We start from the raw sequence: 24,571 nt of genomic DNA on the forward strand, positions 1-24,571 counted from the left end.
CGCCCGCCGTGGCTTCGGTGCCGGCGCACTGTCGGTCTGTATCCAATTTCTGGTGACCTTCGGGGTGTTCTTGCTGTTGGTGCAGTATCTGCAGTTGATTCTCGGTTATGGACCGCTCACCGCCGCGTTGGCGTTGACCCCTATGGTCGTGCCGCTCATCGTGATCTCGGTGATTGCACCCTGGCTGTCGAACATTGTTGGCCTGCGGGTGATGACCACTGTAGGTCTGCTCACCATCGCGGCGGGACTGGTGATGGTGAGCAGATTGACCGTCGCGGCAACTTACCCTGACCTGCTGTGGCCCTTGCTCATCATGAGTGCGGGTTTGGGGTTGTGTACCGCCCCTGCGACTTTCGCCATCGTCTCGGACACTCCTGAGGCCAAGCACGGGGTGGCTGCCGCGGTCAACGACGCAGCTCGCGAAATCGGTGCCGCGATTGGGATTGCGGTAGCCGGTAGCGTGCTCGCGGCCGGTTACGTTCAGCACATTCAGCCGGCTCTGCCCCAGCTACCCGAGCCTGCCCGTGGTCCGGTGGCCGATTCTCTGGCCGCCGCGTTGCAGGTCGCCGACCGCGCAGGACCAGCTGGTCAGCCGCTGGCCGAGTTCGCCAGAGCCGCATTCGTACACGGAAGTGGTCAGGCGACGCTGTCGTTGGCGGCGCTGACCGCCGCTGGGGCACTCGTCCTCGCCGTCTTTGCGCCAGGTAGACGCAGCCGTACGACAGCCACCGCGGGTGACGGACGTCGGTGAAGGTCGGCCAGGGTGTCTATTCTTCGGTGTGATTCGTGTCTGTGGCCCGGAGTTGGGCTCGGGCTTGGGACTGCATGAAGTGTTCGACCTCGACCACCACGAACAGGGCAGTAGCGGTGGCTACCGAGCGGCCCTGCGCATCGTCCATCGTGGCCGTGAGATCCAGTTTGCGCCCATCACGAGACCGAACGGCAGCACGCAATACGTATGGAGTGCCGAGCAGAACCGGCGCTAGGTAGTCGAGCTCGAGACGCCGCGTCACGGCGAGCTCACCCACTGTGTAGAGCAGGAAGCCGAACAGATCGTCGAGAACGGTCGCCACCGCGCCGCCGTGTGCTATCCCGGGTGCCCCGACATGACGTTGATCGAACACATGGTGAGCCACCACGCCGTTCTCGTCACGCTGGACCGACAGGGCATGGCCGTGCGGGTTCTGCGGCCCACAACCAAGACAGTCGGGGTGGTGGGGCGGTAGATCAGGCGAATCGAAACTCGTGCTCCAGAACGAGCGCGCCCAGTTCTCGATAGCGGGGCCGGCCGACCCGCTGACCTCGTCTGGAATTCTTTTCATGGTCGGACCTCTCTGTCGTGAAAACATTGTGCCGAGTCTGTCGCGTCTTCGTGCGCTCGGCCTGCACCGCTGTTAGTTTCGAAAGATAAACTGCACTATGTCAGAAGTGAACCGCACTAAAGGATCGACCAAGCCGACATAGCTTTAAAGAGAGAAGTGATCTGCCGCGAGGATTTCGGACCTGGAGATGACTATTCTGAGGCCGCGTTTGCGGACTGCCCGTAACTGAGTTCTTGTCTAGGGAACATTCCAGCCACCACGAAGGGCATCTCGCGAATGCAACTATCTCACACCCGACCTGCCTCGGCCGAATGCTGCGACGACCCCAATCTCTGCCGCTCCGCGGCGGCAGGCGAGGCCCGCGCGCCTCGCATCAAGATGACCGCGCTCTGAGGTCGATTTGTTGCGCCCAACGCTTGAAGGAGCGCGTCCAGCGCGATGTCCTCGTTATCGAATATCAAGATTGCATGGAGGTCGTCGCGGAGTGCGCAGCGGGCGCAGAAACGGGATCGGTAGCGTTCGCCTTTCGTGGTTGCAGGCGTTCGCAGCGCAGGTCGAGCGCGATGCCGGGCGCACTCTTGGCGTTGATCGCGGAGTTGAACCGTCAGATCGGCGACCTCGAAGCCGATCTGACCCGCCATTTTGAAACACACCCGGACGCTGACACACAACGCCGCCATCTACCTCTCCCTGCCAGGAATCGGTGTCATCCTCGCCGCCCGGGGCTCGGTGAATTCAGCGACGACGTCGACCGCTACACCAACGTCAAGTCTCGCAAGAATTACGCCGGTACGTCACCCCTGACAGTTGCGTCGGGCAAGAAGCGGGCCGTACTGGCTCGACATATCCGCAACCGGCGGCTCTACGATGCCATCGACCGGTGGGCGTTCTGCGCCCTCAGCCAGAGTCCGGCCGCTCGCGCGTTCTACGAACAACACCGTGCTACCGGAGACCTCCACCACCAAGCGCTCCGCGCACTCGCCAACAGACTTGTCGGGCTCCTGCACGGGTGCGTACGCCACTGCACCGAATACGACGAACACACCGCTTGGGCACACCGCACCGCGCAACAACCCGACGCAGCTTGACAAGTTACAATTATTGGATATCTAGGGTGATTCAGTCCATTTTGTGGCGGGACGCGAAACCGGGATGGCTGAATGGCAGACTGCGTGAGAAGGCCACGCCTACGGTTGCGGCCGCGCCGTCGATGATTCCCCACGTCGTCTCTGATAGGTGTGCGGCGAAGAACGTATCATCCACCCCTTGCTCACGACCGTTGTCGATCCACCACTGAGTCGCAGATAGACCAGAACCCAGAATGGACGCCACGGCCAAGGGAATGACCGAAGTATCTGCGTGAACACGCTGAAGACTTTCAGTGAACCGATCGGCGACGACCTCCATCACCGACCTCAGTTCGTCAGCAACTCCGCCATTTCCCGATCCGGAGTACTGAAACAAGTGATTCGCCATAAGGAATCTGACGACAGTGGGATACTGCCCGACGAGCGCGACGTAGCTCTGGACGGACGAGCGAACCATGTCGTCAACCGAAAGATAATCTTGGTCGGCGAGAATAGTGACTTTCGCCGAATCCCACATCAACGCACCGAGTTTCGCCGCCACCGCCGCGTTCAAGCCCGCTTTGTCGCCAAAGTAGCGATACAGCTTTGGTTTAGATACACGGGCCTCCGCAGCGATGTCGTCCATGCTGACGCCTGCACCATACCGTTCGATGATCCGTATGGTCGCGTCGACCAGCTGCGCGCGTACCTCGACTCTATGCTCATCCCAGCGGGTGCTACGGGCATCGGCCACTCGACGCTGCACCTGAGATGGAGTAAATGAAACGCGGCGGACGAATGACATTATGGGGTTAACAATACCCTGAAGGGTCCTCTCAAGCGAGTCGGGCTGGAGAGCCGTTCGCTGAAACCTCTCGGTTCGCTCGCAGCGGTTCGGCACCCTCCCTCAAGCAGCCGATCGTCCGCCGGATCGCACCGTGTCGATCACATACACCGGCGGCACGACCGGAAAGCCGAAGGGAGCCATCGGAGGCTTCGGCAATGTTCACGATGACGCAGATTCAACTCTCCGGAGTGAGAATGGCCGGGTTCCCCAAATTCTCGATGTGCACCCCGCTGTCGCATGCTGGGGCCGCGTTCTTCGTGCCGACCCTGACGAAAGGCGGCCCGATGATGGTGCTGCCGAAGTTTTATCCGCCGAGGTGCTGCGCACCATCGACGCAAAAAAGATCACCGTGGCGATGCCATCGATGCTGTACGCCTCGATGGACCCCTCCCAACTCGGACACGCGCGGCCTGTCGACGATCGTGGCCGTCTCACGAGCTCATGTGTGTCCGGTCGACGGTTCAAAAGCCATCGCCTACCGTGGCTGCGTCCAATCGGGCCGCTGCTTCGTTGAAATAGTTTGGTGCCTCCATGTTGATCATGTGACCGATCTGTGGCAACGCCACGAACTCATGCAACCGGCGGCGCTGCTGCAGTCGGTCGGCGAGATCAATGGAATGAACCGCGGGTGTCAACTTGTCGGCCGAGCCCACGATCACGGTCGTCGGAACCGTAAGTGAGTCGATTCCTTTGCTCACATCGATGGTGGCCAGGACCCTGCCCCACATTCCCCGAACCGCAGGGGGGCACCGCAGTACTATGTCGGAACACTCAGCCACAACGTCTGCTGGCGCGTGTGGACCCATCGTCCCGTATTTCACCAACCGTCGGTTGAAGCGAGTGTCAAGCATCTCCGGTCCCGCGGTGGCGAGCCCGGCTGCGAATGCCCGCTCCAGTGAGGCGCGGAATCGACGTGGCGACCCAATTAGCGTCGATTTACTCACCAACTGCGAGGGGCCGGTACTCGCCAAGACGGCACCACGGGATAAGACGGGCACCGACTCCGGGTGCTCGGCAGCCCAACCCATGATGGACATCCCGCCCATACTATGACCGGTCACCAATGCCTTACGATTAGACGTGACGACAGCGCGCAAGACAGCCTCGAGATCGTCGCCGAGCACCGACGAAGAGAAGGGCGCGCGACCCCGGTCGCTCCAGCCATGCCCTCGTTGGTCATACACCACCACACGGTGTGTGGTGGCGAAGTGCTCGATCTGAGGTCTCCAGAACCGACCTTGGCAAGCCCACCCGTGGCTGAACACCAACAGCGGCGCATCATCACCGAGCCCGTACTCCTCGACAAACAGCCTCGTGCCGTCACTGGAGAGAACCTCCCGCGACCGCCGCGACAATAGGCCAGCTTTCGAGGAGTCAGAGGTCATCGAAACTCACCGTCACAGCGTCGGTGAGCGGAAGTGCCTGGCACGCGAGTCGCTCGCCGTCTTCAATGTCGTCGTCTACGAGGATGTTGTTCTGCACCATCTCGACATCGCCATCGATGAGCTTGCACACACACGCGCTGCATGCGCCCTCTCGGCACGAGTACGGTGCATTGTGCCCTCGCGAGAGCAGCACATCGAGCAGAGGCGTGTTACGTGGCCACTCCGTGGTGATGCACTCTCCGTTCAGGTAAACCGTGGCCGTAGCTACACCCTCGTCGTCACTGAGTCGACGCAGTGTTGCGGTGTCGAACGGGTCACCCGTCAGCGACTGGAATACCTCTCGATGTACATCCGAATGATCCACTCCGCATGCGGCGGCAGAGCTTTCCACAAGATCCATGAAAGGGGAAGGCCCGCAGGTGAAAATTGCCGATCCCTTGTGTTCACGAATAATCTTTTCTACAGCCTCTGATGTGGGAATCCCGTTCTCCGACTCAAGCCAGTCAACCAAAGTGAACCGCTCGGCGAATTCAGATCTAATCTGCTCAAGCCGGCACTTGTACATGATCGAATCGGAGTCACGGTTTGCGTAGAACAGGACAACTTCCCCACTGCCCGACACCAGAGCCGACTGCACCAGCGACAGAACCGGAGTGATGCCGCTTCCGCCAGCGAAGAAGAGCAAGTCGACGTCGAGGCTCTTAGCGGTAAACTTTCCCGATGGCGTGAGGACGGTCACCTCCATGCCGATGGAAACGTTGTCACACAACCAGTTCGACGCATACCCCCCAGCGGTGCGCTTCACCCCGATCTCGAGGCGGAAGTCATCGACATGAGGCGAACTGCTCAGCGAGTAGCATCGTGCGACGTGGCCCGTCTGGTCGGACGGGATCTTCAACGTAATGAACTGCCCGGGTAGATGCTTGAAATCGTCGACGATCTCGTCAGGCACTTCGAAGGCGATGCTCACGGAGTCCTTGGTCTCCTGCACGACCTCCGACACGGTCAGCGTTCGCGATCGCGCGGTGGTGCCCGGCCGATTCTCCTGTTCGAGGGTCATTTGATGATCCCCCGCTTACGAGCCAAGGCGTAGCCCGCGCGTGTGACAGGCGCAGAGATGTCCTGGTAGCGCGGACCGACAACGCGTGCGACAAAGTCGAAGCCACGTGCGTCTGCGCCGATCAGCACTCGGGGCTTCTTCTTGTCCATTCCCTTGAGGATGGCGCACGCAGCTTTCTCCGGAGTGGTCCTGGCGATGTTGTTGAACATCGAGGCAATGGTGGCGGTATCTGCCCCCATATCGGATACACCACGAGCGTTGTTGACGATATTAGTCTTGACGCCGCCGGGGTGAACGCATGTCACCGTGACCGGATGCCGACTGATTTTCATCTCTTGCCGAAGCGCTTCGGTGAAGCCACGCACACCGAACTTCGCGGCGTTGTAAGCGCTTTGACTGGGGATCCCGACCAGACCGAAGACGCTGGAGGTGTTTACCAGATGACCATCACCAGAGGCGATCAGATAAGGCAGGAACGCCTTGGTCCCGTTGACGACACCACCGAAGTTGATGCCCATCAGCCAGTCGAAATCCTCCCAGGACATGTCGACAACGTCGGCGCCGAGGGCGACGCCGGCATTGTTGAACACCATGTTGACGCGCCCGAAAGACGACTGCACGCTCTCTGCGTAAACCTGGAACGCAGCACGATCTGCCACGTCCAACACCGCGGTCTCCACGGTCGCACGATGCGCGGTACGGCACATGTCCGCCGTCTCCTCGAGATGCACTTCGTCGACGTCGGACAAGGCAAGGCTGGCCCCGCGTTCGGCCAGTTGGAGGGCAAGGGACCGACCGATCCCTGAGGCGGCTCCCGTGACGACTGCGACCTGGGTCGCGTAATTGCCTGCTGTCGAACTACTCACTGTCGGATACTCACTTCTCGATGACCTACGGTTGGATTGTCAGGCGATCTCGTACTCGGCGGGCTCGAAGTCTTTCGTCGCTCGCCAGTACTGCCAGGTGAACCCGGGCCACACCGTACGGTTGACACCTTGCGAGTCCAGATACCAACTCGTACATCCGCCGTTGGTCCACACGCCCTTGGCGAGCTTGTGTTGGATGCTCTTGTTGAAGTGTTCTTGAACCTCGGCCCGCACATCAACACGCTCCGCACCTCGACTGTCGACGGCGTCGATGGCCTTCATGATGTACTTGATCTGCTGCTCGATCATGAACACGACAGAGTTGTGCCCAAGACCCGTGTTAGGTCCGAGCAGGAAGAACAGGTTCGGGAAGCCCTCGGTGGTGATGCCGAGGTGGGTATTGATGCCCGTCCGGTGCCAGTGCGACGGCAAGTCCTCGCCCCGAGCGCCCTTGAGCGCGAGTTGATCGAACCCGTCCGTGACATGGAACCCTGTGGCGTAAATGATCACATCCACAGGGTGTGACACGCCGTCAGGGGTGACGATCGAATCGGCAGTGATCTTTTCGATCCGATCGCTGATCACTGTCGTGTTGGGGGCGGCGAGCGCAGGGTAGTAGTCGTTCGATCCCAGGATGCGCTTGCATCCGATGCGGTAGGACGGCATCAGCTTCCGGCGTAGCTCGGGGTCGGTGATAGAACGCTCGATGTTCCATTTCGCCACCTTTTCGATTGGTCGCATAAGGTTGGAGTGGCCGTTGAGCCCGAAGGCCAGGCTCTCTGCGCCCCAGTAGACCGACCACCGAGCGAGGCGGCGAGTAATGGGGATCTTGCTGAGCAGCGTCCGAAGTACCGGCGGCACCGCGAAGTTCTTGCGTGGAAGTACCCAAGCCGGGGTTCGCTGGAAGACCGTGAGTGTGCCGGCGTCCTTCTGCACGAACGGCACGAACTGAATCGCGCTGGCACCGGTGCCAATGACGGCCACCCGCTTGCCCTGGAGATCCACCGTGTGGTCCCACTGTGCCGAATGGAACGCCTGACCGGCGAACTCGTCGATTCCGGGGATATTCGGAAAATTCGGGATGTGCAGAGCGCCGACACCGGACACGATGTACTGCGCGACGTACTCCCGGCCCGACTCGGTACGCAGGTGCCACCGAGATTCGGACTCGCTCCAGTATCCGGAGACCAACTTCTGCCCGAAGTGGATCTTCTGAGTGACACCACGCTTGTTGGAGATATCTTTCAGGTACTGCTCGATTTCGGGCTGCGAGGACCACACCTTCGACCAGCTACCGCGACTCTCGAACGAGTAGGAGTACATCAGTGACGGTACGTCGCACGCGCATCCCGGATAGGTGTTGTCGCGCCACGTCCCACCGACGGAGTCGGCCTTTTCTAGAACGATGAAATCACTGTACCCGCGTCGGCGGAGCTGGACGGCCATACCGAGGCCAGAGAAGCCGCTGCCGATGATGAGAACTTTGGTAGTGATGGGCTCGGTTATTCCCGGGTCTGTCGCCGTGGCGGCGGACTTGGCGTTGGAGGACGGCATTGTGAAAATCTCCTGATCGAATGCAGAAAACGGACCCGCACGGCGCGCCGTGACGCGTGGCAGGTGTGGGAATGTCATCCGCCCAAGCCCACGAACCGAGGAATCCGGTCGTGGGGTCGAGGAATGGGCTGTGGGACGCGCGGACCGGGCCGGGCGTGTTAGCGCAGATCGTCGGGCAGGCTGCGCGTTGCGCGCCACATCGCCATCGTGAACTTCCCCTCCATCATTCCGGCCTCGTGGAAGAATCGGATCATCGGCTCGGACATGAACTGCAAGTTGACGCGATAGTTCGGGCTCGTCTGCTGCGCCCACAGGCCGCGCAGACGGCTGATTCCGACATCGGGATATACCTTCGGATTGATGAGCAACGGGTATGCAAAGTTCGCAATGGCCGCCAACGTGCCTCTATGCCAGGCGCGCGAGATGCGTCCGCGACGCTGCATCCCTTCCACCATTTCCAGCCGCGCGAACGTGATGTGACGGGCCTCTTCGAGAACGTGGATCTTCATGAGCTGGCGCAGCTGCGGCTGCATTTTCGGGTCATTCATCGCCTCGCGCTGAGCGCGGTCGAGGATCTCCTCGATGAGCAGAGTCGCGCCGGACACGGACGGGCCGAGAGGCACAAAGTGCAAGATCTTCGCGATGCTCAAGAACCCCTTCGGCAACTTGTACGGTGCCAGGCCCGTCTTGTTGATCAGTCGGGCGAACATCGTCGAGTGACGTGCCTCGTCGCCGATCTCGTTAAGGGCGTAGAGGGACCTTTGATCTGTCAGGGCGCCTTTGGCGGATGTTCGGAGCAGCGCCGAGCTGAGCAGATTCTCCGCGTAGATACCGAAGCTGAGGATGCTGACGATTTCGTGGCGCCCGAGTTCCGCCTTTTGCTCGTCGCTCATTCTCTCCCACAGCTTGGTGCCGTAGAGCGAGACCCGATGCTCTGGCAGGTAGTACTTTCCTTCCTCCCAGGGTGAGTCCCAATCGATGTCGATCTCCGCGTCATAGAATTTTTCGGCCGCCGCCCGCAGCAGTCGGCCGGCAGATCTCTGCATGTCGACGGGCTTGCGGGCGCTGACACGCGCAGCGCCTTCCGTTGAGACGTCGGGCTTGGTCTCCACATTTTGAACGGTCATGTGACACCTCCGTTGCGTTCCGGGCCGAGCTGAGTCTCGACTTCATACCCGTACTCCGGGTACCAGATACTGATAGTGTCTGCGCCAATGCGTTCTTTTGTCAATGTTTGATGTGAAGAAAGTGAGCCTTGCGTGTCTGACGACCACGATCTCGACTACTCCGGCGAGGGCACCTTGGTGTGCCGTGGCAAGGAGATTGCTGTCGGGGTGAAGATCAAAGGCTATTTCCAGCCCCTCAACGGCTTATACACCTGGTACGGAAGGATCGACAAGAATGATGCGCTCCACGCCGCCCTCTCGGGAAGGCGCACGGTTGCCGTCTTTGCGACACCAGAGGGACGCGCCGAGTGCGTCGTGGGCGACCCTGATTTCTGGGACCGCTATCGCATCTCGGGCACGAGCAGACCGCCGTACCACATCCCCACCACGCTCGAGGAAGTTGAGTCGATAGCAGAGAGTGAACATCAGGGTTGACCGACCCGCTTTGCGCCCTGGGGCGTTCCCCAGCATCCAGTCCGATAGCGCCCAGGCGGGTGAAGCAACGCCACCAGACGGCGCGCCGTGTCAGTGAACCGTCCCGGGTTTCTTGCCGCTCCTACGCTTGCAACATCTCCGGGCGGAGAGCCGATTCTTGACTGTGGTAGGCCTTCTCGAATTCGTCTGGTGTGAGGTAGTCGAGGGTGCTGTGGGAGGCGGCGTTGGTTGAACCAGTCGACCCATCCCATCGTGGCGAACTCGACATCGTCGATGGTCTTTAGCGGGCCGTTCAGGAACGGGCCTCTCTTCGATACTCCCTCGGTCTTGAACAACCCAATTGTGCTCTCGGCCAACGCATTGTCTTACACATCCCCGACGCTGCCGATCGGTGCCGCAATCCCCTCGAGCGCAAGCGTTTCCGCGAACGCGATCGACGTGTACTGACCAGGTTCAACCGGTCGACGCAACACCTCAAGGGATGGAGGGTGTTTCGATGGGACGACCACCAGAATGGGCGGCGACGTTGACTGGGCGGGCGGTGATGAAATCTCCGGGTCGTCCGCCGGTACGCCGAGATCTCGAACGCGAGTTCTGGGCGCAGATCGCGTTGGGGTTGACCAGTGAAGACGCGGCACCGCTTGCGGCGTGTCGGGGCCGGTGGGTTCACGGTGGTTCCGTCACGCTGGAGGTATGCCGCCGATTGACTTGGCCCCGCCCACGGGGAGGTATCTGACCTTCACGAACGTGAGGAGATTGCCCTGCTTCGCGCGAACGGTATGAGCATGCGAGATATCGCAGACCAGATCGGGGCGATCACCGTCGACGATCTCGCGAGAACTCCGCCGCAACGCTGCCACCCGCGGCGGCAAGGTCGAGTACCGCACATCAGTGGCGCAATGGAAGCCGATCTTGCGGCAAGGCGACCCAAGGTAGCCAAACTCGTTGAACACGAACCTCTTCGAGAGTACGTACAGGAAGTGCTCTCGGGCGTGATCCGCGACGAAAACGGTGAGGTTGTCGGCCCGTTCGCATCGTGGAAGGGACGCAACAAGGCACGGAGAGCGGACCGACGATGGGCCAGCGCATGAGCCCGGCACAGGTCGCCAACCGCCTGCCGATCGACTTCCCGGACGACGAGTCGATGCGCATTTCCCACGAAGCGATCTACCAATCCCTCTGCATCGAAGGACGTGGAGCGCAGGATAGAGAGTTGGTGGCGTGCCTGCGCACCGGACGAGCATTGCGCGAGCCGAGGGCGCGAGCGAAGAAGCTCCGCACCGGATTCATCACCGATGACGTCACCATCGGCTCGCGGCCAGACGAAGTCGCTGATCGCAAAACGCCAGGGCATTGGGAAGGAGGTCTGATCATCGGGCTGGGCAGGTCCACAGTGGGTACGCTTGTCGAACGCACCAGCAGATTCACCACGTTGCTGCATCTGCCACGTAAGGATGGGTACGGGGATGCGCCCCCGGTGAAGAACGGGCCGGCGTTGTCCGGTTACGGATCGGAGTCGGTGACGTGTAAAGGTTCAACACATCTTTGACGGAACGTCATCGGCACATATCTGACGCTTCACCAGCTTTGGTGATCGTTGGGTGTGCCTTCCCCTCAGCCCCTCGAATCCGATGCCAACATCGCCGAACGACTCACTGTCCAGGTCCGCTTTCCGAGCAATTACCGAGGTCAACGACGGCTCACCGGTCAGCGACGTCGCCGAGCGATTCGGCGTCTCCAGACAGACCGTCACAGCGTGGCGCAAGCGATACGAAAACTCGGGTATCGACGGACTTGTCGACTCGTCGAGACGACCACATGCGAGCCCGAACCGTATCCAGCCCGACATCGAAGCCCTCATCTGCGAGATGCGACGACATCACCGGCGGTGGGGCGCACGCCGCATCTGCTTCGAGCTAAGCAAAGAAATCGGAGACCGAACCCCATCTCGCGCGACCGTCCACCGAACGCTCGTCCGCAACGGCTTGGTCAATCATCAAGAGCAACAACATAAACGAGTCTACAAACGTTGGCAGCGCGAAGCGCCGATGCACCTATGGCAGCTCGACCTCGTCGGCGGAATGTTCCTCGTCGGCGGACGCGAGTGCAAAATGCTGACCGGAATCGACGACCACTCACGATTCATCGTGACCGCAACCGTCCTCGAGCACCCCTCCGGGAACGCAGTATGTGAAGCATTCATCGCTGCCATCCACAAGTGGGGTTCGCCGTTCGAGGTACTCACCGACAACGGGAAGCAATTCACCGGTAAACACACTCGGCCGCTGCCGGCCGAAGTGCTGTTCGAGCGAACATGCCGAGAATTCGGGATCACCGCACGACTGACCCGACGCCATTCACCCACCACAACTGGCAAGATCGAACGATTCCACAGAACCCTTCGTCGTGAATTCCTCGATGAGGCAGGCGCATTCGCCGACATCGCTGCTGCCCAAGCCGCCCTCGACGAATGGGTGCACGCCTACAACACCCTGCGGCCCCACCAGAGTCTGGACATGGCAACACCCGCGAGTTTGTTCCGTGCGCGAGCCCACCACGAGCATCACGACGGAACAACCGACAACGGCCAGTCCGATTCGTCATCAACTCTCACCGCTGCAAGCTCCAGCCTGACAACGGTGGGCCGTGAAAGAAGCAGCAGTGCAATCGAGCTCGACACCCAGGTACCACCGAGCGGCGTGACCAATGTCGCTGGAGCGCAACAATTGTGGATCGGAAGCAACCACGCCGGACGGACCGTCACCCTGTGGATCGACCTGGTCAGCATTCATGTCATCCTCGACGACACCGTGATCAAGACAGTGCGCTCGCGACTGACCCACACCGACCTCGAACGCCTCGCCATGCGCGGCACACGCCAGGGCCGACCATCTCCGGCAACAGCGGCAGTAGACACCGCAGTCCTGCCCACCAAACCGAGACCGATCGAGGTCGACCGAACCGCAGGACGAGACGGAACCGTCATCCTCGCCGGTCACCGACTTCACCTCGGAGCCGACAGAGCGGGAACACGAGTGACGCTGCGAATCGCCTCAGGGCTGATCCACGCCAGTGTCGACAACGTCCTGCTCGCGACACTGCCGAACCCGCTCGATGCCAGCCAGCTCGCGGGTCTGACCGGCGCACGGGAAGCTACGGGAACGTTGCCCGCGCCGCCGCCGGCCGGACCGCAGACCGTACAGCGACGCGTCCCGAAAGACGGCCGGGTCATGGTGACCGGTCAGCTGCTCAAGGTCGGCCGTACCCATGCCGGAACCATCGTGACTGTCGTGGTCGAAGACAACTACTTTCGGGTCCTCGACGGAACCACCGAGCTCGGCGTCTACGCGCGAACCTCAACCAAAGCCATTCGGAACTTCAACGCCCACCGCCCCAGAAGCGGGTAACGATGTGTCGATGACAATCGGTCAAAGATGTCCTGGGCCCATACATGTCAGTCGGTCTGCGATGCACTCCAGGCTGCGATGACACCGCTGCCGGAGCACCTGCGCAGATCGGTGACCTGGGACCGCGGCGGAGCTTGCACGTCATGCGGAGTTGACCGCAGAAACCGGGATCCGTGTGTACTTCTGCGACCCGTACAGCCCCTGGCAGCAGGGAACGAACGAAAACACCAATGGATTGTTGCGACAATACTTTCCGAAGGGAACCGATCTCGCTCGATACCGTCGAAGTGACGTTCAGGCCGTGACGGATGCACTCAACAACCGCCCGCGCAAAACACTTGGGTGGCGAACCCCAGCGGAAGTGCTTGCAGAGCAGATGAACTCGGCTTCACGGCACTGTGTTGCGACGACAGGTTAAATCCGCCCTGACTGCCGGCATCGCTGTGATGGATGAGCCCTGAGCCGACGCGGTGTCCACCGTGATCTCGTCGCCGCAACGCCGTCTTCAGCGCCGTGGTGACCATCGCTGTGTCTTCGACCGTCGGCACGGCGAGGAGGCCTGCAAAATCCCGACATTCCCGATTCTGTCGGTGTTCGACCACTCGCAAACTGTGATCCGTCCCGGCATTTCCGGAGGGCTCACTGCGTGAGTGCCTCCTCCGGATTGAGGGTGCGCGTGCGATCGTAGTGGAGTTGCTCGGCGTGGTCGGGCGTGAGGTCGTGGCAGTAGCTGTGGGGGCGTTCGCGGTTGTAGAACGCGACCCACTGTGCGGTGGCCAACGACAATTCCGCGGCACCGGGGAAGCGAGGGCCGTTGTCGACGAGCTCATTCTTGTAGTCGGCGTTCACCGATTCGGCAAGGGCATTGTCGTAACTGTCGCCGACCGTTCCGATCGACGCCGCGATGCCCTCCTGCGCCAAACGCTGCCCGAATGCGATCGCCGTGTACTGGGATCCAGCGCCACTGTGGTGGATCAGATTACTCAAAGCAGTTACACCAGAACGTTTTCGGGAATCAATCGCGTTAGTGATGGCGGTATCGACGAGGCTGGTGGTCATCTCCGATGCGACCTTCCACCCGACGATCTTCCGGGCGAACACATCGACGACGAACGCCGTGAACGCCCACCCCGACATCGTGCGGCATTAGGTGAAATCGGCGACCCACAGCCGGTTCGGTGCCACCGCGGTGAACCGGCGCTTCACCAGATCCTCGGCCCGCGGGTGGGTCGGATCGGCGACGGTGGTGCGGACCCGCTTTCTTTTTGAGCGCACCGTGCCACCTCATTTCCCGCATCAGTCGTTCGACGGTACATCGAGCTACCTCGATACCGCTGCTGCGCAACATAATCCAGGTCTTCCGCGAACCGAGAACCCGTGCGAGCGGTTGCCGCGTCCGGAGCATGTGAATGGCATCGATGACATGTGCATCGGACAGTATTCGGGCACACGGCACCCGAGTGACATGGTCGTAGTACGTGGACGGGGCGATGTGCATACCGTGCTCGGAGAGCACCGTGCACATCGAGTCGACACCCCAGACAAGACCATCGGCACCCACCCGGTTTCCCTGGTGAGTGCCGATGAAGTCCACAATTATCGGTGTGGCCGGTCGATTTCGGCCGCGAAAAAAGCTGACGCCGCCTTGAGTATCCCGTTGGCCCGTTTGAGTTCGGCGTTCTCCTGACGCAACTTCCTGATGACCTCGGCGTCGGCACGTAACTCGACAGTGCTGCCCGGGCCGTCGACGGGTACCTTCCGAACCCACTGACGAACGGTCTCAGCGGCGCCCACACCGAGCAAATCCGCGGTCTTGCGCATCGCCGCCCACTCGGTATCGCCCTGCGCCACCAACCGAGCCACCATGTCGACGGCATCCTTCTTCAACTCCGCCGAGTACCGCTTCGATCCTGCTGCCATGAGGTTTCATCTTTCCCTGAGACGAACCCTCCGGAAACACCGGGACGGATCACTGACCCGATCGAGGGGGCACCCGCCACCCGAAGAGATCACCCAACTCCTCACCGGCGTCGACCCCGCCGACATCTGCGACCGCGTCGAAGAATGAGTACCGTCCTGCATCTTGCTCTTCGTGGAACTCCTTCTGCGGAGCAGCCGTCTCATTCAGCTGGGCCATAGTCCTGAATCTGCCAGCCCTGGGCGGTTTTCGTCACGACCACCTTCAACAATGTCGGCAGTTCACTCGGTTGTGGATTCTGCACGTTCTGCGTCTTCTGGCTCGCGAAGACCATCACCGTGTATTCTCCGTCGGCGTCACCGGTTTCACCGGTGACGCTGGTGGCCAGAACGCGTCCCGACGCCTGCACCTGGGCCTGCTGGATAATCTGGGTCAGCGTCGGCCGAACCTCGTCGTACCGCTTGACTAGAGCCTCACCCGCGTCCTCTTTGACTGCCGCGAAAAAGGCGTCGGTGTTCTGGTAGCTGTAGGTCAGGGATCTGGTCGTGTAATCCGAGGCGGCCTTCGCCGCGGCGGCCCGTTGCGCGGCGTCGTTTTCCAATACCGACTTCGCTTCGTCGGCCTCGAGGTAGAGGTAGGCGAACACGCCGGCCAGCACAGCGAGCACCACGATCACGGCCGAAACCACCACGGCACGTGATCGCGGCGATGCTGACCAGCGGTGCCCACCTGGCGAGGGGGGGTCGACGTCGCTGTCTCCAGCCCCAGCCGTGGCTACGGCGGACGCGGCTGGGGCGTTTTCGTCCATCAGTAGATCGCCATCCGGCGTCGCTGCGGCCGCGCTGTCCTCGACTTCAGTGGGCTCGGGGTGCGGTTTCGTTCGGTCGTCATTTGTCATGTGGGACCTTCTGTGTAATAACGGTGACAGTCGCTTGCGGACGGGGCGTCACCGTAGTGGCGGCGACACGGTGACGGGGACCTCGGCGCGACCTGGTCGCGACGCCGGGAAAGTCCGGCCGAGGAGGTCGCCGATCGACCCGAAGTCGACGTATGTGTCGGCAACTTTCTCGGTCGCCGGTTTCACCGCCCGGGTGATCGTCAGCAGATCCGGCTGCAGGATCTGAATATAGCCGTTGAGCTTTTCCACAAGCTTCAACACGGGAGGCCACTTGTCGTACGAGGTGGTTGTGAACCTGATGAACGCCCGTTGAATCCGCGCCAGCCCGTTCACGGCGTCAGGGGTGCGTACAGATGCCGTACTGAGGACGTCCCCGGCATCGGCCAAGAGGCCGAGCAGGAACTCGGCGTTGTCTGCGGTCACCCGGACGGACCCATCTTTGCCGACGAAATCGACTACACGGTGCATCATGTCGCCGATCGTGTCGAGGTCGTCCTGCCGTCCGGCGACGGCCTCGGCGACGGTCTTGTTGATGGACTCGATCGATTCCGGGTCGAGCCCATCTGCCACTGCAGCCAACTTTGGCAACACCTGGGGAACCGATTGCGACACGTGCACCGCGTCCGCGGGCACCACGTCTCCGTTATCGAAGTACCCACCGGTTGCCGTGCCCGCGGGCACGAAGTTGATGTACTGTTCCCCCGCGAGCGACAGATTCTGGATAGACATCTCGCTGTCCTGGGGGATCTTGTGGTCGGAATCAATCGTCATCTCGACCTTAATTGCCGAATCCGCGACGTTGATCGAGGACACCTTTCCGACGGGTACCCCCCGCACCATCACCGGCGATGTGTCCAGCAGACCGCCTGAGCTGTCGATGATGGCGGTTAAGGAGTACTCGGAGCGGGTGGGGTTGATGTGTGCCACGCCGACGACGAGGTAGCCGAGCCCTACGACGAACACGACGGCGAGAGCCAGTATCGATATGAGCGTGCTGCTGCGGTTCACGGCATCATTCCGATTGATCTCAACACGGTTATGAAGGATTCGGCGTCACGCCGCGCTAGGTCCCGACCATCGATGGAGATGTCCGAGAGGTTAATGTCGGGCGACCGCACGAATGGAATGAGTTTGTCGCGGATGACGCTCGTTGCCTGCTCCGTGACGGACTTCGAGTAGATGTCGGAGTTGGCGATCGAATCGATCACCGGGGCGATCCCGGCCACTGACTCCTTTATCCGTAAGTACTCCGGATCCACGATCCTGCCCGCGGACACTGCGAAATCACGCAAGTTGGCGATGAGTAACGCGACCTCGATCAGGGAGTAGCCGAGGCCAGAAAAGTTGCGTCCGCCCTTGGTCAGCATCCGGTCGATTCCCGACGGATCGTCCAAGATCACTTTCAGAGTCTGATCCGCCGACCTCAACACTACGTCGAGTTTGTCGGTATTCGAGGAGACCTCCGAGACGGTCTCCAGCGTTGTCTGGTATAGGGCGTCGAATTGCTGCAAGTCCTTGGGGAACGTGGTGTTCAATGTCGAGATCGCGGTGTGGATCTTGTCGAGCTCACCGCCCCCGAGGACATTCGACATCCCGCGCATGACGTCCTCGACATTTGCTGCCGGCTCGGTCCGTGCCAACGGGATCACCGAACCCGACCGCAGCAAGGCACCCGTCGACGGCTCGGCTGGGGGAAGGATGGCAACGTAGATCTCACCAAGGAGAGTGTCCTGACGCAGCTCAGCCCGCGATTCCCCCGGCAGCTGAGTCGTGTTGTCGATGCGAGCTTTCACGACCGCATGCCCGTTCTCGTACGTGACATCTTCGACGAACCCGACGCTGATTCCCCCCGAGAGAACTTTTGCGAGGGCAGGCAAGTTGAGTGCGCTGGTGAACTCCATCTGGATGTCGTAACCGTCCGCGTCGGAGGTCGCTATCGTCGGCGGATTGTCGGCGTTGATCCCACACGATGTCACGAAAACTATCGTTGCCATCAGTGCGACCACCATGGGTCCGAGGCATGCGCGATTGACCGAGATCATCAGGCCCCTCCCCCCATCATCCCTGCGATCGTCCTCGATACATCGCTGGACCCGCAGACTCCGTTTGCCACCGGCGCGGCGCAGCCACCGACCAGGCTTCGCAAAGGCAGCGACACTGCGAACGCCTGCACAATTGACTTGGCATCGGGGTGTTTCACGATGAGGTCTGCCGTGCGGGCTGCGATCGCTACCACCATGTCCGGCTGCTCTCCCATGTCGGCGATGAGCGGAACGGCAGCATCACCGATCGCGAATATCGGGGGACCGAAATCTGTTGCGAACCTCGAGAGGATCGGAACGAACGTCCCCGCGTACTCGACTGCCGAGCCGAAGGTCTGGCCGAACGCGATGATGACCTCGATGGCACCTACGAAGTTGTCGAAGAGGGCGGTCACCTCTTTGTCGTTCTCGGTTGCCACCCCCGTCAGTGCGGCGAGGTTCCCGACGATGCTGCGAATCTGCATATCCCGCTTTGCCGGGTCGTCGATGAGCGTGGCTGAGTCCTTGATGATCCCGGCCACGTCACCCTGCGTTCCTTCTAGATTGCGGGAGACGAGCTCGAGGGACTGCAAGATCGCGTCGGTGTTCCTGCCGTTGTCCTTGACCAGGTCCTCGGACAAGTTGCTGATCGAGTCGAGCGTCTGACTGATTCCCAGCGGGGTTCTCGTCTTACTCAACGGAATGCACTGATCCGTCTCGTATCGGGCTCCATCAGAGTACGGCTTGGTGAACTCGATTTGACGTTCGGTCACGATGGATGTCGACACCAGAGTCGCGCCGACGTCGGCGGGCAGCGGAACGCTCTTGTCGATCCGCATGTCGATCCTTACACCGGACTGATCACTATTCTGGTGCACCCCGACGACGCTGCCTATCTTCTTGCCGAGCATGGCTACTGTGTTGCCTTCGAAGAGGCCCGATGCGTCGGTGAACTCGGCACACAGGGAGCGCGTGTCGTCGGACACCCTCCCCCCTATTTCCACACTAGCGACCACCACAACCACCACGGCGATCAGGAGCAACAGTCTTCGGATCCATGTAGTCAACATTTGTCGTCACCACTCGGAATGCACACACGAACCTCTGGTTCTGTGGTAGTCGACGCACCGACCGGCGCCTGGAGGAGGACGCCGAGGCGCTGAGTGATCTGATCAACCTGGGCCAGGGCATCGGAGTAGCCTGGCAGCTCTGACGACACCTTGTCGAGGAGCGTCTTGTATTGTTGGACAGACGGTTCGATTCCATCGCTGTAAGCCACGAGCGGCCTCGTGAGAAGTTTGAACAGACGACTGAGAAGGTCGAACCCGCCGCGGACGTTATCGATATCAGGTCCCAGCGTACTGGCAAGGAAGCTGAGTTGACGGAGAAAGTCGACCAGCACCTGTTTTTGATCGGCGAAAGCGTTGACGTATTCATCGGATAGAGCGACCGCTTTGTCGAGCTGACCGTACTGTCGCTCTAAGAGTTCCATCAAACTGCTGGTGTTCCTCAGTGCGTCGGGAATGTTTGTGTTGCCGTCGGAGAACGCATTCTGCAGCAGCGACGCAGTCTGACGGAGATCGACGCCCTTTACATCGCGGAACACCGGCGTCGTCGTCTCGAGCGTGTCCGAAATGTCGTAAGTACTCGATGTCTGAACAAGGGGGATCGCCCCCGACAGCGAGGTCGGTCCTGACCCTGGGTCCAGATCGAGAACTCGCCCGCCGATCGGCGTGATCAGGCGAACCGCTGCGGTGGCATCCGAACGGACTGGCACTGAGTCGTCGAGTCGAAATTCGACTGTGATAAACGTTCCCGCGAGGTCCACCGACGACACCGTTCCCTGTCTTATCCCCGCTATACGCACCTGATCACCCGACTCCAGCCCTCCGGTGTTGACCAGTTGAGCCGAGTACACCTTTTGGCCGGGCGGTGCGATATACACGGTCCCGGCGATTACCAGACCGACCACCACGGTCACCACCACCACAGCGGCGACGATGAGGTCGCGTCTGCGTTCGGACTGGTGATGCGGTCGATTTCGACTGAACAACCTCACTTACACACCACCAATCGTTGCCCCATAAGCGCAATCGTGGCTGTATCCGGCAGGGGCAGAAGGCCTTTCGAACATCGTGCCTCACTCGGCGTGGAATTCGTCGAAGCGTTCAGCGAGTCCATAAGGGGCTTGAGCAGTATCGCGCCATTCAGCAGCCCCTCCAACTCCCCGGGTTCTCGCGCCAGACGCTGATAGATCGTCGCGAAACTCTGGTCGTACGTTGAGTCAAGTTGCTCCCCGGCGATGACAGTTTTCTCCATGGACCGGTTGACCTCGCCCAGCGACTCCCGCAACCGGTCACTCACGCGGCTGAAGGCGTCGACGATCGATCCCAGCTGGTCGACGAGTTCGACCAGCTGCGCCGAGCGGCCTTCGAGTTGGTCGGAGACCTGGCCGAGACTCGTCACGATATTCGTGATGATCTCAGACCGCTGGTCCCCGTAGGCGGTGATGTTGGCGACCTGCTCCAGAACAGGCGATATACCCCTCCCATCACCTTGAGCAACGCGCAACAAGTTGGACTGCAGTTCATTGATCTCGTCGGCGTTAAGCGTGTCGAACACCGGCTTGAACCCGTTGAACAAGGTGGACACATCAAATGAGGGAACGGTCTTGTCGAGTGCCACCTGTGTGAGCGCCGCCCCCTGTGTCTTTCCCTGTGCCGCACCGATCAATTCGACATATCGCTGTCCGAGAAGATTCTGATAACGCACGGCGGCGGTGGTGCTCGACGTGATCGCGACGTCGTTGTTCAGTTGGAAATGAACGACCGCGGTGGGCCCTTTCAGGCCGATCGCCGTCACATAACCGACCTTTACTCCCGCCAAACGCACACCGTCGCGAGGCTTGAGCCCAGATGCATCGGAGAAGACCGCAGACCGTTCAGAACTCGCTCCGTCCGAGCTGGGTTCGAGGATGGCGATGATCACGTAGGTGAGAACGCCGATGACTGCGGCGAACGCGACGATCTTGACGATGGTGGGAATTAACGACTTGAGCTTCATCTTCTTGGTCCTCCTGCTGCAAGCGCGCTCTGCAGCGCAGGTGACGTCTGCACTACCAGGGCGACCTGAAGTTGTACTCGCTCGCCGACTTGCGGCGTGGCGTTGTCGATGCTGTCCAGGATCTGCGGGATGGTGTAAATGGTCTGCGCGAGTCCCGATGCCGATCTGGCGACCGGCCTCGCCAGATCGAGGCCGACGTCCAGTACCGAACTCAACGCCGGGTAGTTTTCGCTCAACAGTCCTCCCAGTCCCCCGAACAGAACCGCGCCGGTGCTGTTGAGGTTGCCTGTGGCCTGATTGATGGCCTCGTCGGTGGCGAAGAAGTCAGCGACGTCGACGTTTATGAGGATGCCCGGAACGAACGGCGTCATGAAGTCGGCAACGCCCTGGGACAGGTCTGCCGCGATCGCCAAATCCTGGCCCACTGGCCGCTGTTGAACGTCCCGAGTGAGCTGCGCGATCTGGAACATGAGCTGGCCGGCATCGGCAAACGTTTGGGAATCATCGACGACAAACTTCACCACAGAATTGAACGCCGGCTGATCGAGAGCATCGACCAGCTTCGAGAGTTTTCGAATCAGGGTCGATACCGAAGTGTGTTCGGACTGCAGCTTGCTCACATAGACGCTGCCGCCATCACGGATGAGGACTCCCCGCCCGGGGTCGACAATCTCCAGTGCCGTCGGCCCCAGCGCGCTGGCGGACGTGTAATTCACGGCCATGCCCTGACGCAACCGGATGTCGTCGTTCACTCCGGTGAGCTCGATTTTCACATTTACACTTTGGTCGCGCCCCGACACCGAGGACACCTTGCCCACCGTGAAGCCCCGATACTTCACCTCCGATCCGCCCTTCAACCCGTCACCAACCGCGTCGGTGGTGATCGTCACTGTCGTGTTGTCTTCATATTTTCCGGTCGCGTTGCCCGCCAGAAGATAGCCGGCAACCGTCACTACGACGAGAACCCCGATCCCGCGCAGGGTCAAGTTCGCCAGTGAGGGCGCGCGTCCTGATGGATCTTGAAATACAGCCACTTGAACTCCTAGCCCGAAATCTTGACGCCCGAATCGAAACCCCACATCAACAGGGTTAAGATCATGTCCTCCACGACGATGATGATGAGACTGCTGCGGATCGCTCGACCAGACGCGCGGCCGACGCCTTCTGCTCCGCCGCTGGCGTAGTAACCCTGGTAGCTGTGGATGATGACGACCGACACCACGAAAACGAGGACCTTGATTACTGAGAACGCCAAATCCTGCGGTTTGAGGAACGCATCGAAATAGAAGTCATAGGTGCCACCCGACTGGCCGTGTAAAAGGATGACGACCAGCTTGGCCGCGCCGAAACTGAGTATCAGCGTTACGATGTAGAGGGGGATGATGGTAGTGATCGCCGCGACCACACGCGTGCTGACGATGTACGGAATCGGCCGCACCGCCATCGACTCGAGCGCATCGATCTCTTCGGCGATACGCATCGAACCTATTTCCGCAGTGAGGCGACAGCCGGCCTGGGCTGCGAAACCGATCGCGGCGATCATCGGTGCCAACTCTCGAGTGTTGGCGTATGACGAAATGAATCCCGTAAGAGACCCCATCCCGACCAGGTCTAGCGAGGCGTAGCCCTGGATGCCGATGGACGCCCCGACAGCCATTCCGAGAATCACAAGCACGATCGCGGTACCCCCGCCGACCAGTACAGCGCCTCGTCCCCAGGCAAACTCCTGTATGAATAAAAACGTCTGTCGTCGATAGGTGGTTGCGACGTGCCGAATTCCGGCGACGGTGTCGATGGTGAATGTTGTAATGTGCCCGAGCTGCGCGGGGACCTCAGCGAGGGGTGTCACAGCACGCACGATCGGACGAGTAACAAAACTATAACGGGTGGATGGTACTGCGGTCACGTGTTCTCCGTCATCCGATGGTCTGCGGGACGAACATGATGGTCAGTTGGGTGATGAACACGTTGATGACGAAGCACGCCACTACCCCTAGGACCACGGTGGCGTTGACAGATGTGGCCACACCTTTGGGGCCACCTTTCGTGGACAGGCCCCGATGACACGCGATTGTCACGACCACGAGACCGAACACCACTGACTTGATCAGCGCTACAAGGATGTCCGCCGATGATGCGAACGATGCGAACGATGCGACGTAGCTCCCCGGCGTGATGCCCTGGACGTTGACGCTAAGGATGTAGCCGGCCACGAGACCGGTAAACACGATGAGCATGCATAACATCGGAGCGACGATGAGAACCGCGACGAATCGAGGTGCGACGAGTCGACGTGTCGAATTTAGTCCGAGCGTCTCCATGGCATCGATTTCTTCACGGACGGTGCGTGCGCCAAGGTCAGAGGCGATGGCCGACCCTGCCGCACCACCGAGCAGGAGCGCGGTGACGATCGGTGCCCCCTGCTGAATGATCCCGAGTCCACCGGCGGCTCCGGCGATAGATGTGGCCCCGACCTGCTGGGTTAGACTTCCGACCTGCACCGAGACGATAACGCCGAACGGGATCGCGACCAGGATCGCTGGCAACGTCGTTACGGTGATGACGAACCACGTCTGTGTGACAAACTCCCGAAACGGAAACCGTCCGGTGACAATATCGCGCACGGCCCACCGCAATGCCTGGCCGGCGAGGGCAATCGAATTTCCAAAGGTCACAAGACTGGCTGTCGCTCGACCAGCAATTTCTGTATAGATACCGGTCTCTCCTCTTCTGTCTGCGCAGCTCGTCGCGATAAGGTGTTCGCACAGTATCAGGTACGTGCAGTACCTGGTACATGGTTTCGGGTAATCCCCGTCGGATTAATCACCTGAGAGGTTGGCGTGTCCCCAAGTGAACGGAGCCATCTCGATTTAGAGCCTTGACCCGGATCGAGCCGGGAGCGATCTTCCACGGGTAAGTCCCGTGGGGTGGTGGACATTCGGTGAGGCGGCGTAGCCGCAGCTCGGGCGTGTCGTACCCGTGTTGTGGGTGGGCCATCGCGTAGTGATGAACGAGTTACCTCTCACAGTGACTCGACCAAAGGACCACGCGATGACCCACGACCATTCTGCCCTGATCACCCAGCTCGATGCACTCAAGGGTGCAGACCCGGCGTCGGTGTTCGCCGAGCTGATCCGCGCCGGCCTGCAGGCGCTGATCGACGCCGAAGCGACCGAGGTCCTCGGTGCCGGCCGCTACGAGCGGACGGCCGAGCGCACGAACTACCGGAACGGCACCCGCTCGAAGACGGTGTCGACGACCAGCGGAGACGTCGAGATCCAGATCCCGAAGCTGCGCACAGGGTCGTTCTTCCCCAGCCTGCTCGAGCGTCGCCGACGCATCGATCAGGCGTTGTACGCGGTGATCATGGAGGCCTACGTGCACGGAGTGTCGACCCGCAACGTCGACGACCTCGTCGCAGCGTTGGGTGTTGACTCGGGCGTCTCGAAGTCGACTGTGTCGAGAATTTGCCAAGGGCTCGATACGGAGATCGCGCGGTTTCGTGAGCGAACGTTGACCCACACCACGTTTCCGTACGTCTTCCTCGACGCGACGTATTGCA

Annotated in this window: 21 protein-coding genes and 6 pseudogenes; 8 read left to right on the plus strand and 19 right to left on the minus strand. The window is 60.8% G+C overall.

The genetic code is table 11. The features are described from left to right. Positions 1-751: MFS transporter (locus MTX35_RS24670; protein WP_243597416.1), on the plus strand; the 751-nt coding region annotated here is incomplete at its 5' end. A gap of 16 nt (positions 752-767) precedes the next feature. Here the strand turns inward: MTX35_RS24670 and MTX35_RS24675 are convergent. Next, positions 768-1,322 carry a PaaI family thioesterase gene (locus tag MTX35_RS24675; RefSeq protein ID WP_027498237.1) on the minus strand — a complete coding sequence of 185 codons (555 nt, stop codon included), beginning with the start codon at positions 1,320-1,322 and terminating at the stop codon, positions 768-770. A gap of 572 nt (positions 1,323-1,894) precedes the next feature. Here MTX35_RS24675 and MTX35_RS24680 point away from each other — a divergent pair. After that, positions 1,895-2,410: pseudogene (locus MTX35_RS24680) on the plus strand (transposase); the annotation flags it as partial. 31 nt (positions 2,411-2,441) lie between these two features. Here MTX35_RS24680 and MTX35_RS24685 read toward each other — a convergent pair. Continuing rightward, positions 2,442-3,194 (minus strand): TetR/AcrR family transcriptional regulator, encoded by a 753-nt coding sequence (locus MTX35_RS24685; RefSeq protein ID WP_068052725.1) that lies wholly within the window; start codon positions 3,192-3,194, stop codon positions 2,442-2,444. A 106-nt stretch (positions 3,195-3,300) separates the two neighbouring features. On the opposite strand from MTX35_RS24685, the pseudogene MTX35_RS24690 reads away from it, so the two are divergent. Beyond that, positions 3,301-3,667 (plus strand): annotated as a pseudogene (locus tag MTX35_RS24690) (AMP-binding protein); the annotation flags it as partial. 30 nt (positions 3,668-3,697) lie between these two features. Here MTX35_RS24690 and MTX35_RS24695 read toward each other — a convergent pair. The 5 genes from MTX35_RS24695 to MTX35_RS24715 all read right to left on the minus strand — a co-directional run bounded on the left by MTX35_RS24695 (position 3,698) and on the right by MTX35_RS24715 (position 9,228). After that, on the minus strand, positions 3,698-4,621 hold the full coding sequence (locus tag MTX35_RS24695) for an alpha/beta fold hydrolase (RefSeq protein ID WP_027498239.1): 924 nt from the start codon (positions 4,619-4,621) through the stop codon (positions 3,698-3,700). Continuing rightward, positions 4,611-5,681, minus strand: coding sequence for a ferredoxin--NADP reductase (locus MTX35_RS24700; protein WP_027498240.1), 1,071 nt, complete (start codon positions 5,679-5,681; stop codon positions 4,611-4,613). The genes MTX35_RS24695 and MTX35_RS24700 overlap by 11 nt, the downstream gene beginning before the upstream one ends. Further along, positions 5,678-6,547 carry an SDR family oxidoreductase gene (locus MTX35_RS24705; RefSeq protein ID WP_027498241.1) on the minus strand — a complete coding sequence of 290 codons (870 nt, stop codon included), beginning with the start codon at positions 6,545-6,547 and terminating at the stop codon, positions 5,678-5,680. The genes MTX35_RS24700 and MTX35_RS24705 overlap by 4 nt, the downstream gene beginning before the upstream one ends. Before the next feature lie 39 nt (positions 6,548-6,586). After that, positions 6,587-8,101, minus strand: a complete 1,515-nt coding sequence (locus tag MTX35_RS24710; protein ID WP_027498242.1) for an NAD(P)/FAD-dependent oxidoreductase — start codon at positions 8,099-8,101, stop codon at positions 6,587-6,589. Between the two features lie 158 nt (positions 8,102-8,259). Beyond that, the gene (locus tag MTX35_RS24715; protein WP_027498243.1) at positions 8,260-9,228 is read right to left on the minus strand and encodes a diiron oxygenase; all 969 of its coding nucleotides are present in this window, start codon (positions 9,226-9,228) and stop codon (positions 8,260-8,262) included. 132 nt (positions 9,229-9,360) lie between these two features. Here MTX35_RS24715 and MTX35_RS24720 point away from each other — a divergent pair, with 132 nt between their 5' ends. After that, entirely contained in the window at positions 9,361-9,702 is a 342-nt protein-coding gene (locus tag MTX35_RS24720) for a DUF4873 domain-containing protein (RefSeq protein ID WP_027498244.1), read from the plus strand. Between the two features lie 215 nt (positions 9,703-9,917). Here MTX35_RS24720 and MTX35_RS24725 read toward each other — a convergent pair. Beyond that, a pseudogene (locus tag MTX35_RS24725) lies at positions 9,918-10,169 on the minus strand (IS3 family transposase); the annotation flags it as partial. Positions 10,170-10,183: 14 nt separating this feature from the next. Here MTX35_RS24725 and MTX35_RS24730 point away from each other — a divergent pair. The 3 genes and pseudogenes from MTX35_RS24730 to MTX35_RS24740 form a co-directional block, all read left to right on the plus strand. Next, positions 10,184-11,215, plus strand: a pseudogene (locus MTX35_RS24730) (helix-turn-helix domain-containing protein); the annotation flags it as partial. Positions 11,216-11,333: 118 nt separating this feature from the next. Continuing rightward, the gene (locus MTX35_RS24735) at positions 11,334-13,109 is read left to right on the plus strand and encodes an IS481 family transposase (RefSeq protein WP_068052714.1); all 1,776 of its coding nucleotides are present in this window, start codon (positions 11,334-11,336) and stop codon (positions 13,107-13,109) included. Between the two features lie 51 nt (positions 13,110-13,160). After that, positions 13,161-13,527: pseudogene (locus MTX35_RS24740) on the plus strand (IS30 family transposase); the annotation flags it as partial. A gap of 221 nt (positions 13,528-13,748) precedes the next feature. Here the strand turns inward: MTX35_RS24740 and MTX35_RS24745 are convergent. From MTX35_RS24745 to MTX35_RS24795, 11 genes and pseudogenes are all read right to left on the minus strand, one after another. Then, a pseudogene (locus MTX35_RS24745) lies at positions 13,749-15,029 on the minus strand (IS3 family transposase). A 49-nt stretch (positions 15,030-15,078) separates the two neighbouring features. Then, positions 15,079-15,246 carry a hypothetical protein gene (locus MTX35_RS24750; RefSeq protein ID WP_155288583.1) on the minus strand — a complete coding sequence of 56 codons (168 nt, stop codon included), beginning with the start codon at positions 15,244-15,246 and terminating at the stop codon, positions 15,079-15,081. Beyond that, the gene (locus MTX35_RS24755) at positions 15,230-15,925 is read right to left on the minus strand and encodes a hypothetical protein (protein ID WP_027498250.1); all 696 of its coding nucleotides are present in this window, start codon (positions 15,923-15,925) and stop codon (positions 15,230-15,232) included. The genes MTX35_RS24750 and MTX35_RS24755 overlap by 17 nt, the downstream gene beginning before the upstream one ends. A 48-nt stretch (positions 15,926-15,973) precedes the next feature. Next, positions 15,974-16,933 carry an MlaD family protein gene (locus MTX35_RS24760; protein WP_027498251.1) on the minus strand — a complete coding sequence of 320 codons (960 nt, stop codon included), beginning with the start codon at positions 16,931-16,933 and terminating at the stop codon, positions 15,974-15,976. Beyond that, positions 16,930-17,967: an MlaD family protein gene (locus MTX35_RS24765; protein WP_032370850.1), complete on the minus strand. Its 1,038-nt coding sequence runs from the start codon at positions 17,965-17,967 to the stop codon at positions 16,930-16,932. Before MTX35_RS24765 ends, MTX35_RS24760 begins: the two co-directional genes overlap by 4 nt. Continuing rightward, positions 17,967-19,016 (minus strand): MlaD family protein, encoded by a 1,050-nt coding sequence (locus MTX35_RS24770; protein ID WP_027498253.1) that lies wholly within the window; start codon positions 19,014-19,016, stop codon positions 17,967-17,969. Before MTX35_RS24770 ends, MTX35_RS24765 begins: the two co-directional genes overlap by 1 nt. Continuing rightward, a complete protein-coding gene (locus MTX35_RS24775) occupies positions 19,010-20,005 on the minus strand; it encodes an MlaD family protein (RefSeq protein WP_027498254.1) in 996 nt (331 codons plus the stop codon). Before MTX35_RS24775 ends, MTX35_RS24770 begins: the two co-directional genes overlap by 7 nt. Continuing rightward, positions 20,002-21,009 carry an MlaD family protein gene (locus MTX35_RS24780; protein ID WP_068052711.1) on the minus strand — a complete coding sequence of 336 codons (1,008 nt, stop codon included), beginning with the start codon at positions 21,007-21,009 and terminating at the stop codon, positions 20,002-20,004. The genes MTX35_RS24775 and MTX35_RS24780 overlap by 4 nt, the downstream gene beginning before the upstream one ends. Next, a complete protein-coding gene (locus MTX35_RS24785; protein WP_068052708.1) occupies positions 21,006-22,043 on the minus strand; it encodes an MlaD family protein in 1,038 nt (345 codons plus the stop codon). Before MTX35_RS24785 ends, MTX35_RS24780 begins: the two co-directional genes overlap by 4 nt. An 8-nt stretch (positions 22,044-22,051) precedes the next feature. Beyond that, on the minus strand, positions 22,052-22,915 hold the full coding sequence (locus MTX35_RS24790) for an ABC transporter permease (RefSeq protein WP_027498257.1): 864 nt from the start codon (positions 22,913-22,915) through the stop codon (positions 22,052-22,054). A gap of 10 nt (positions 22,916-22,925) precedes the next feature. After that, a complete protein-coding gene (locus tag MTX35_RS24795; protein WP_228139276.1) occupies positions 22,926-23,633 on the minus strand; it encodes an ABC transporter permease in 708 nt (235 codons plus the stop codon). A gap of 427 nt (positions 23,634-24,060) precedes the next feature. Here MTX35_RS24795 and MTX35_RS24800 point away from each other — a divergent pair. Further along, the coding region (locus MTX35_RS24800; RefSeq protein ID WP_243597417.1) for a transposase at positions 24,061-24,571 on the plus strand (511 nt) is incomplete at its 3' end.

The organism is Rhodococcus sp. ARC_M12 (genome assembly GCF_022810385.1).
GTDB classification, from domain to species: Bacteria; Actinomycetota; Actinomycetes; order Mycobacteriales; family Mycobacteriaceae; genus Rhodococcoides; species Rhodococcoides navarretei.

Bases quoted from the DNA above. Each gene is read 5' to 3' on its own strand.
- MTX35_RS24710 (WP_027498242.1), bottom strand. From the start codon at position 8,101: ATGCCGTCCTCCAACGCCAAGTCCGCCGCCACGGCGACAGACCCGGGA.
- MTX35_RS24780 (WP_068052711.1), bottom strand. From the start codon at position 21,009: ATGAAGCTCAAGTCGTTAATTCCCACCATCGTCAAGATCGTCGCGTTC.
- MTX35_RS24700 (WP_027498240.1), bottom strand. From the start codon at position 5,681: ATGACCCTCGAACAGGAGAATCGGCCGGGCACCACCGCGCGATCGCGA.
- MTX35_RS24765 (WP_032370850.1), bottom strand. From the start codon at position 17,967: ATGATCTCGGTCAATCGCGCATGCCTCGGACCCATGGTGGTCGCACTG.
- MTX35_RS24675 (WP_027498237.1), bottom strand. From the start codon at position 1,322: ATGAAAAGAATTCCAGACGAGGTCAGCGGGTCGGCCGGCCCCGCTATC.
- MTX35_RS24750 (WP_155288583.1), bottom strand. From the start codon at position 15,246: ATGGCCCAGCTGAATGAGACGGCTGCTCCGCAGAAGGAGTTCCACGAA.
- MTX35_RS24755 (WP_027498250.1), bottom strand. From the start codon at position 15,925: ATGACAAATGACGACCGAACGAAACCGCACCCCGAGCCCACTGAAGTC.
- MTX35_RS24715 (WP_027498243.1), bottom strand. From the start codon at position 9,228: ATGACCGTTCAAAATGTGGAGACCAAGCCCGACGTCTCAACGGAAGGC.
- MTX35_RS24685 (WP_068052725.1), bottom strand. From the start codon at position 3,194: ATGTCATTCGTCCGCCGCGTTTCATTTACTCCATCTCAGGTGCAGCGT.
- MTX35_RS24695 (WP_027498239.1), bottom strand. From the start codon at position 4,621: ATGACCTCTGACTCCTCGAAAGCTGGCCTATTGTCGCGGCGGTCGCGG.
- MTX35_RS24770 (WP_027498253.1), bottom strand. From the start codon at position 19,016: ATGTTGACTACATGGATCCGAAGACTGTTGCTCCTGATCGCCGTGGTG.
- MTX35_RS24735 (WP_068052714.1), top strand. From the start codon at position 11,334: ATGCCAACATCGCCGAACGACTCACTGTCCAGGTCCGCTTTCCGAGCA.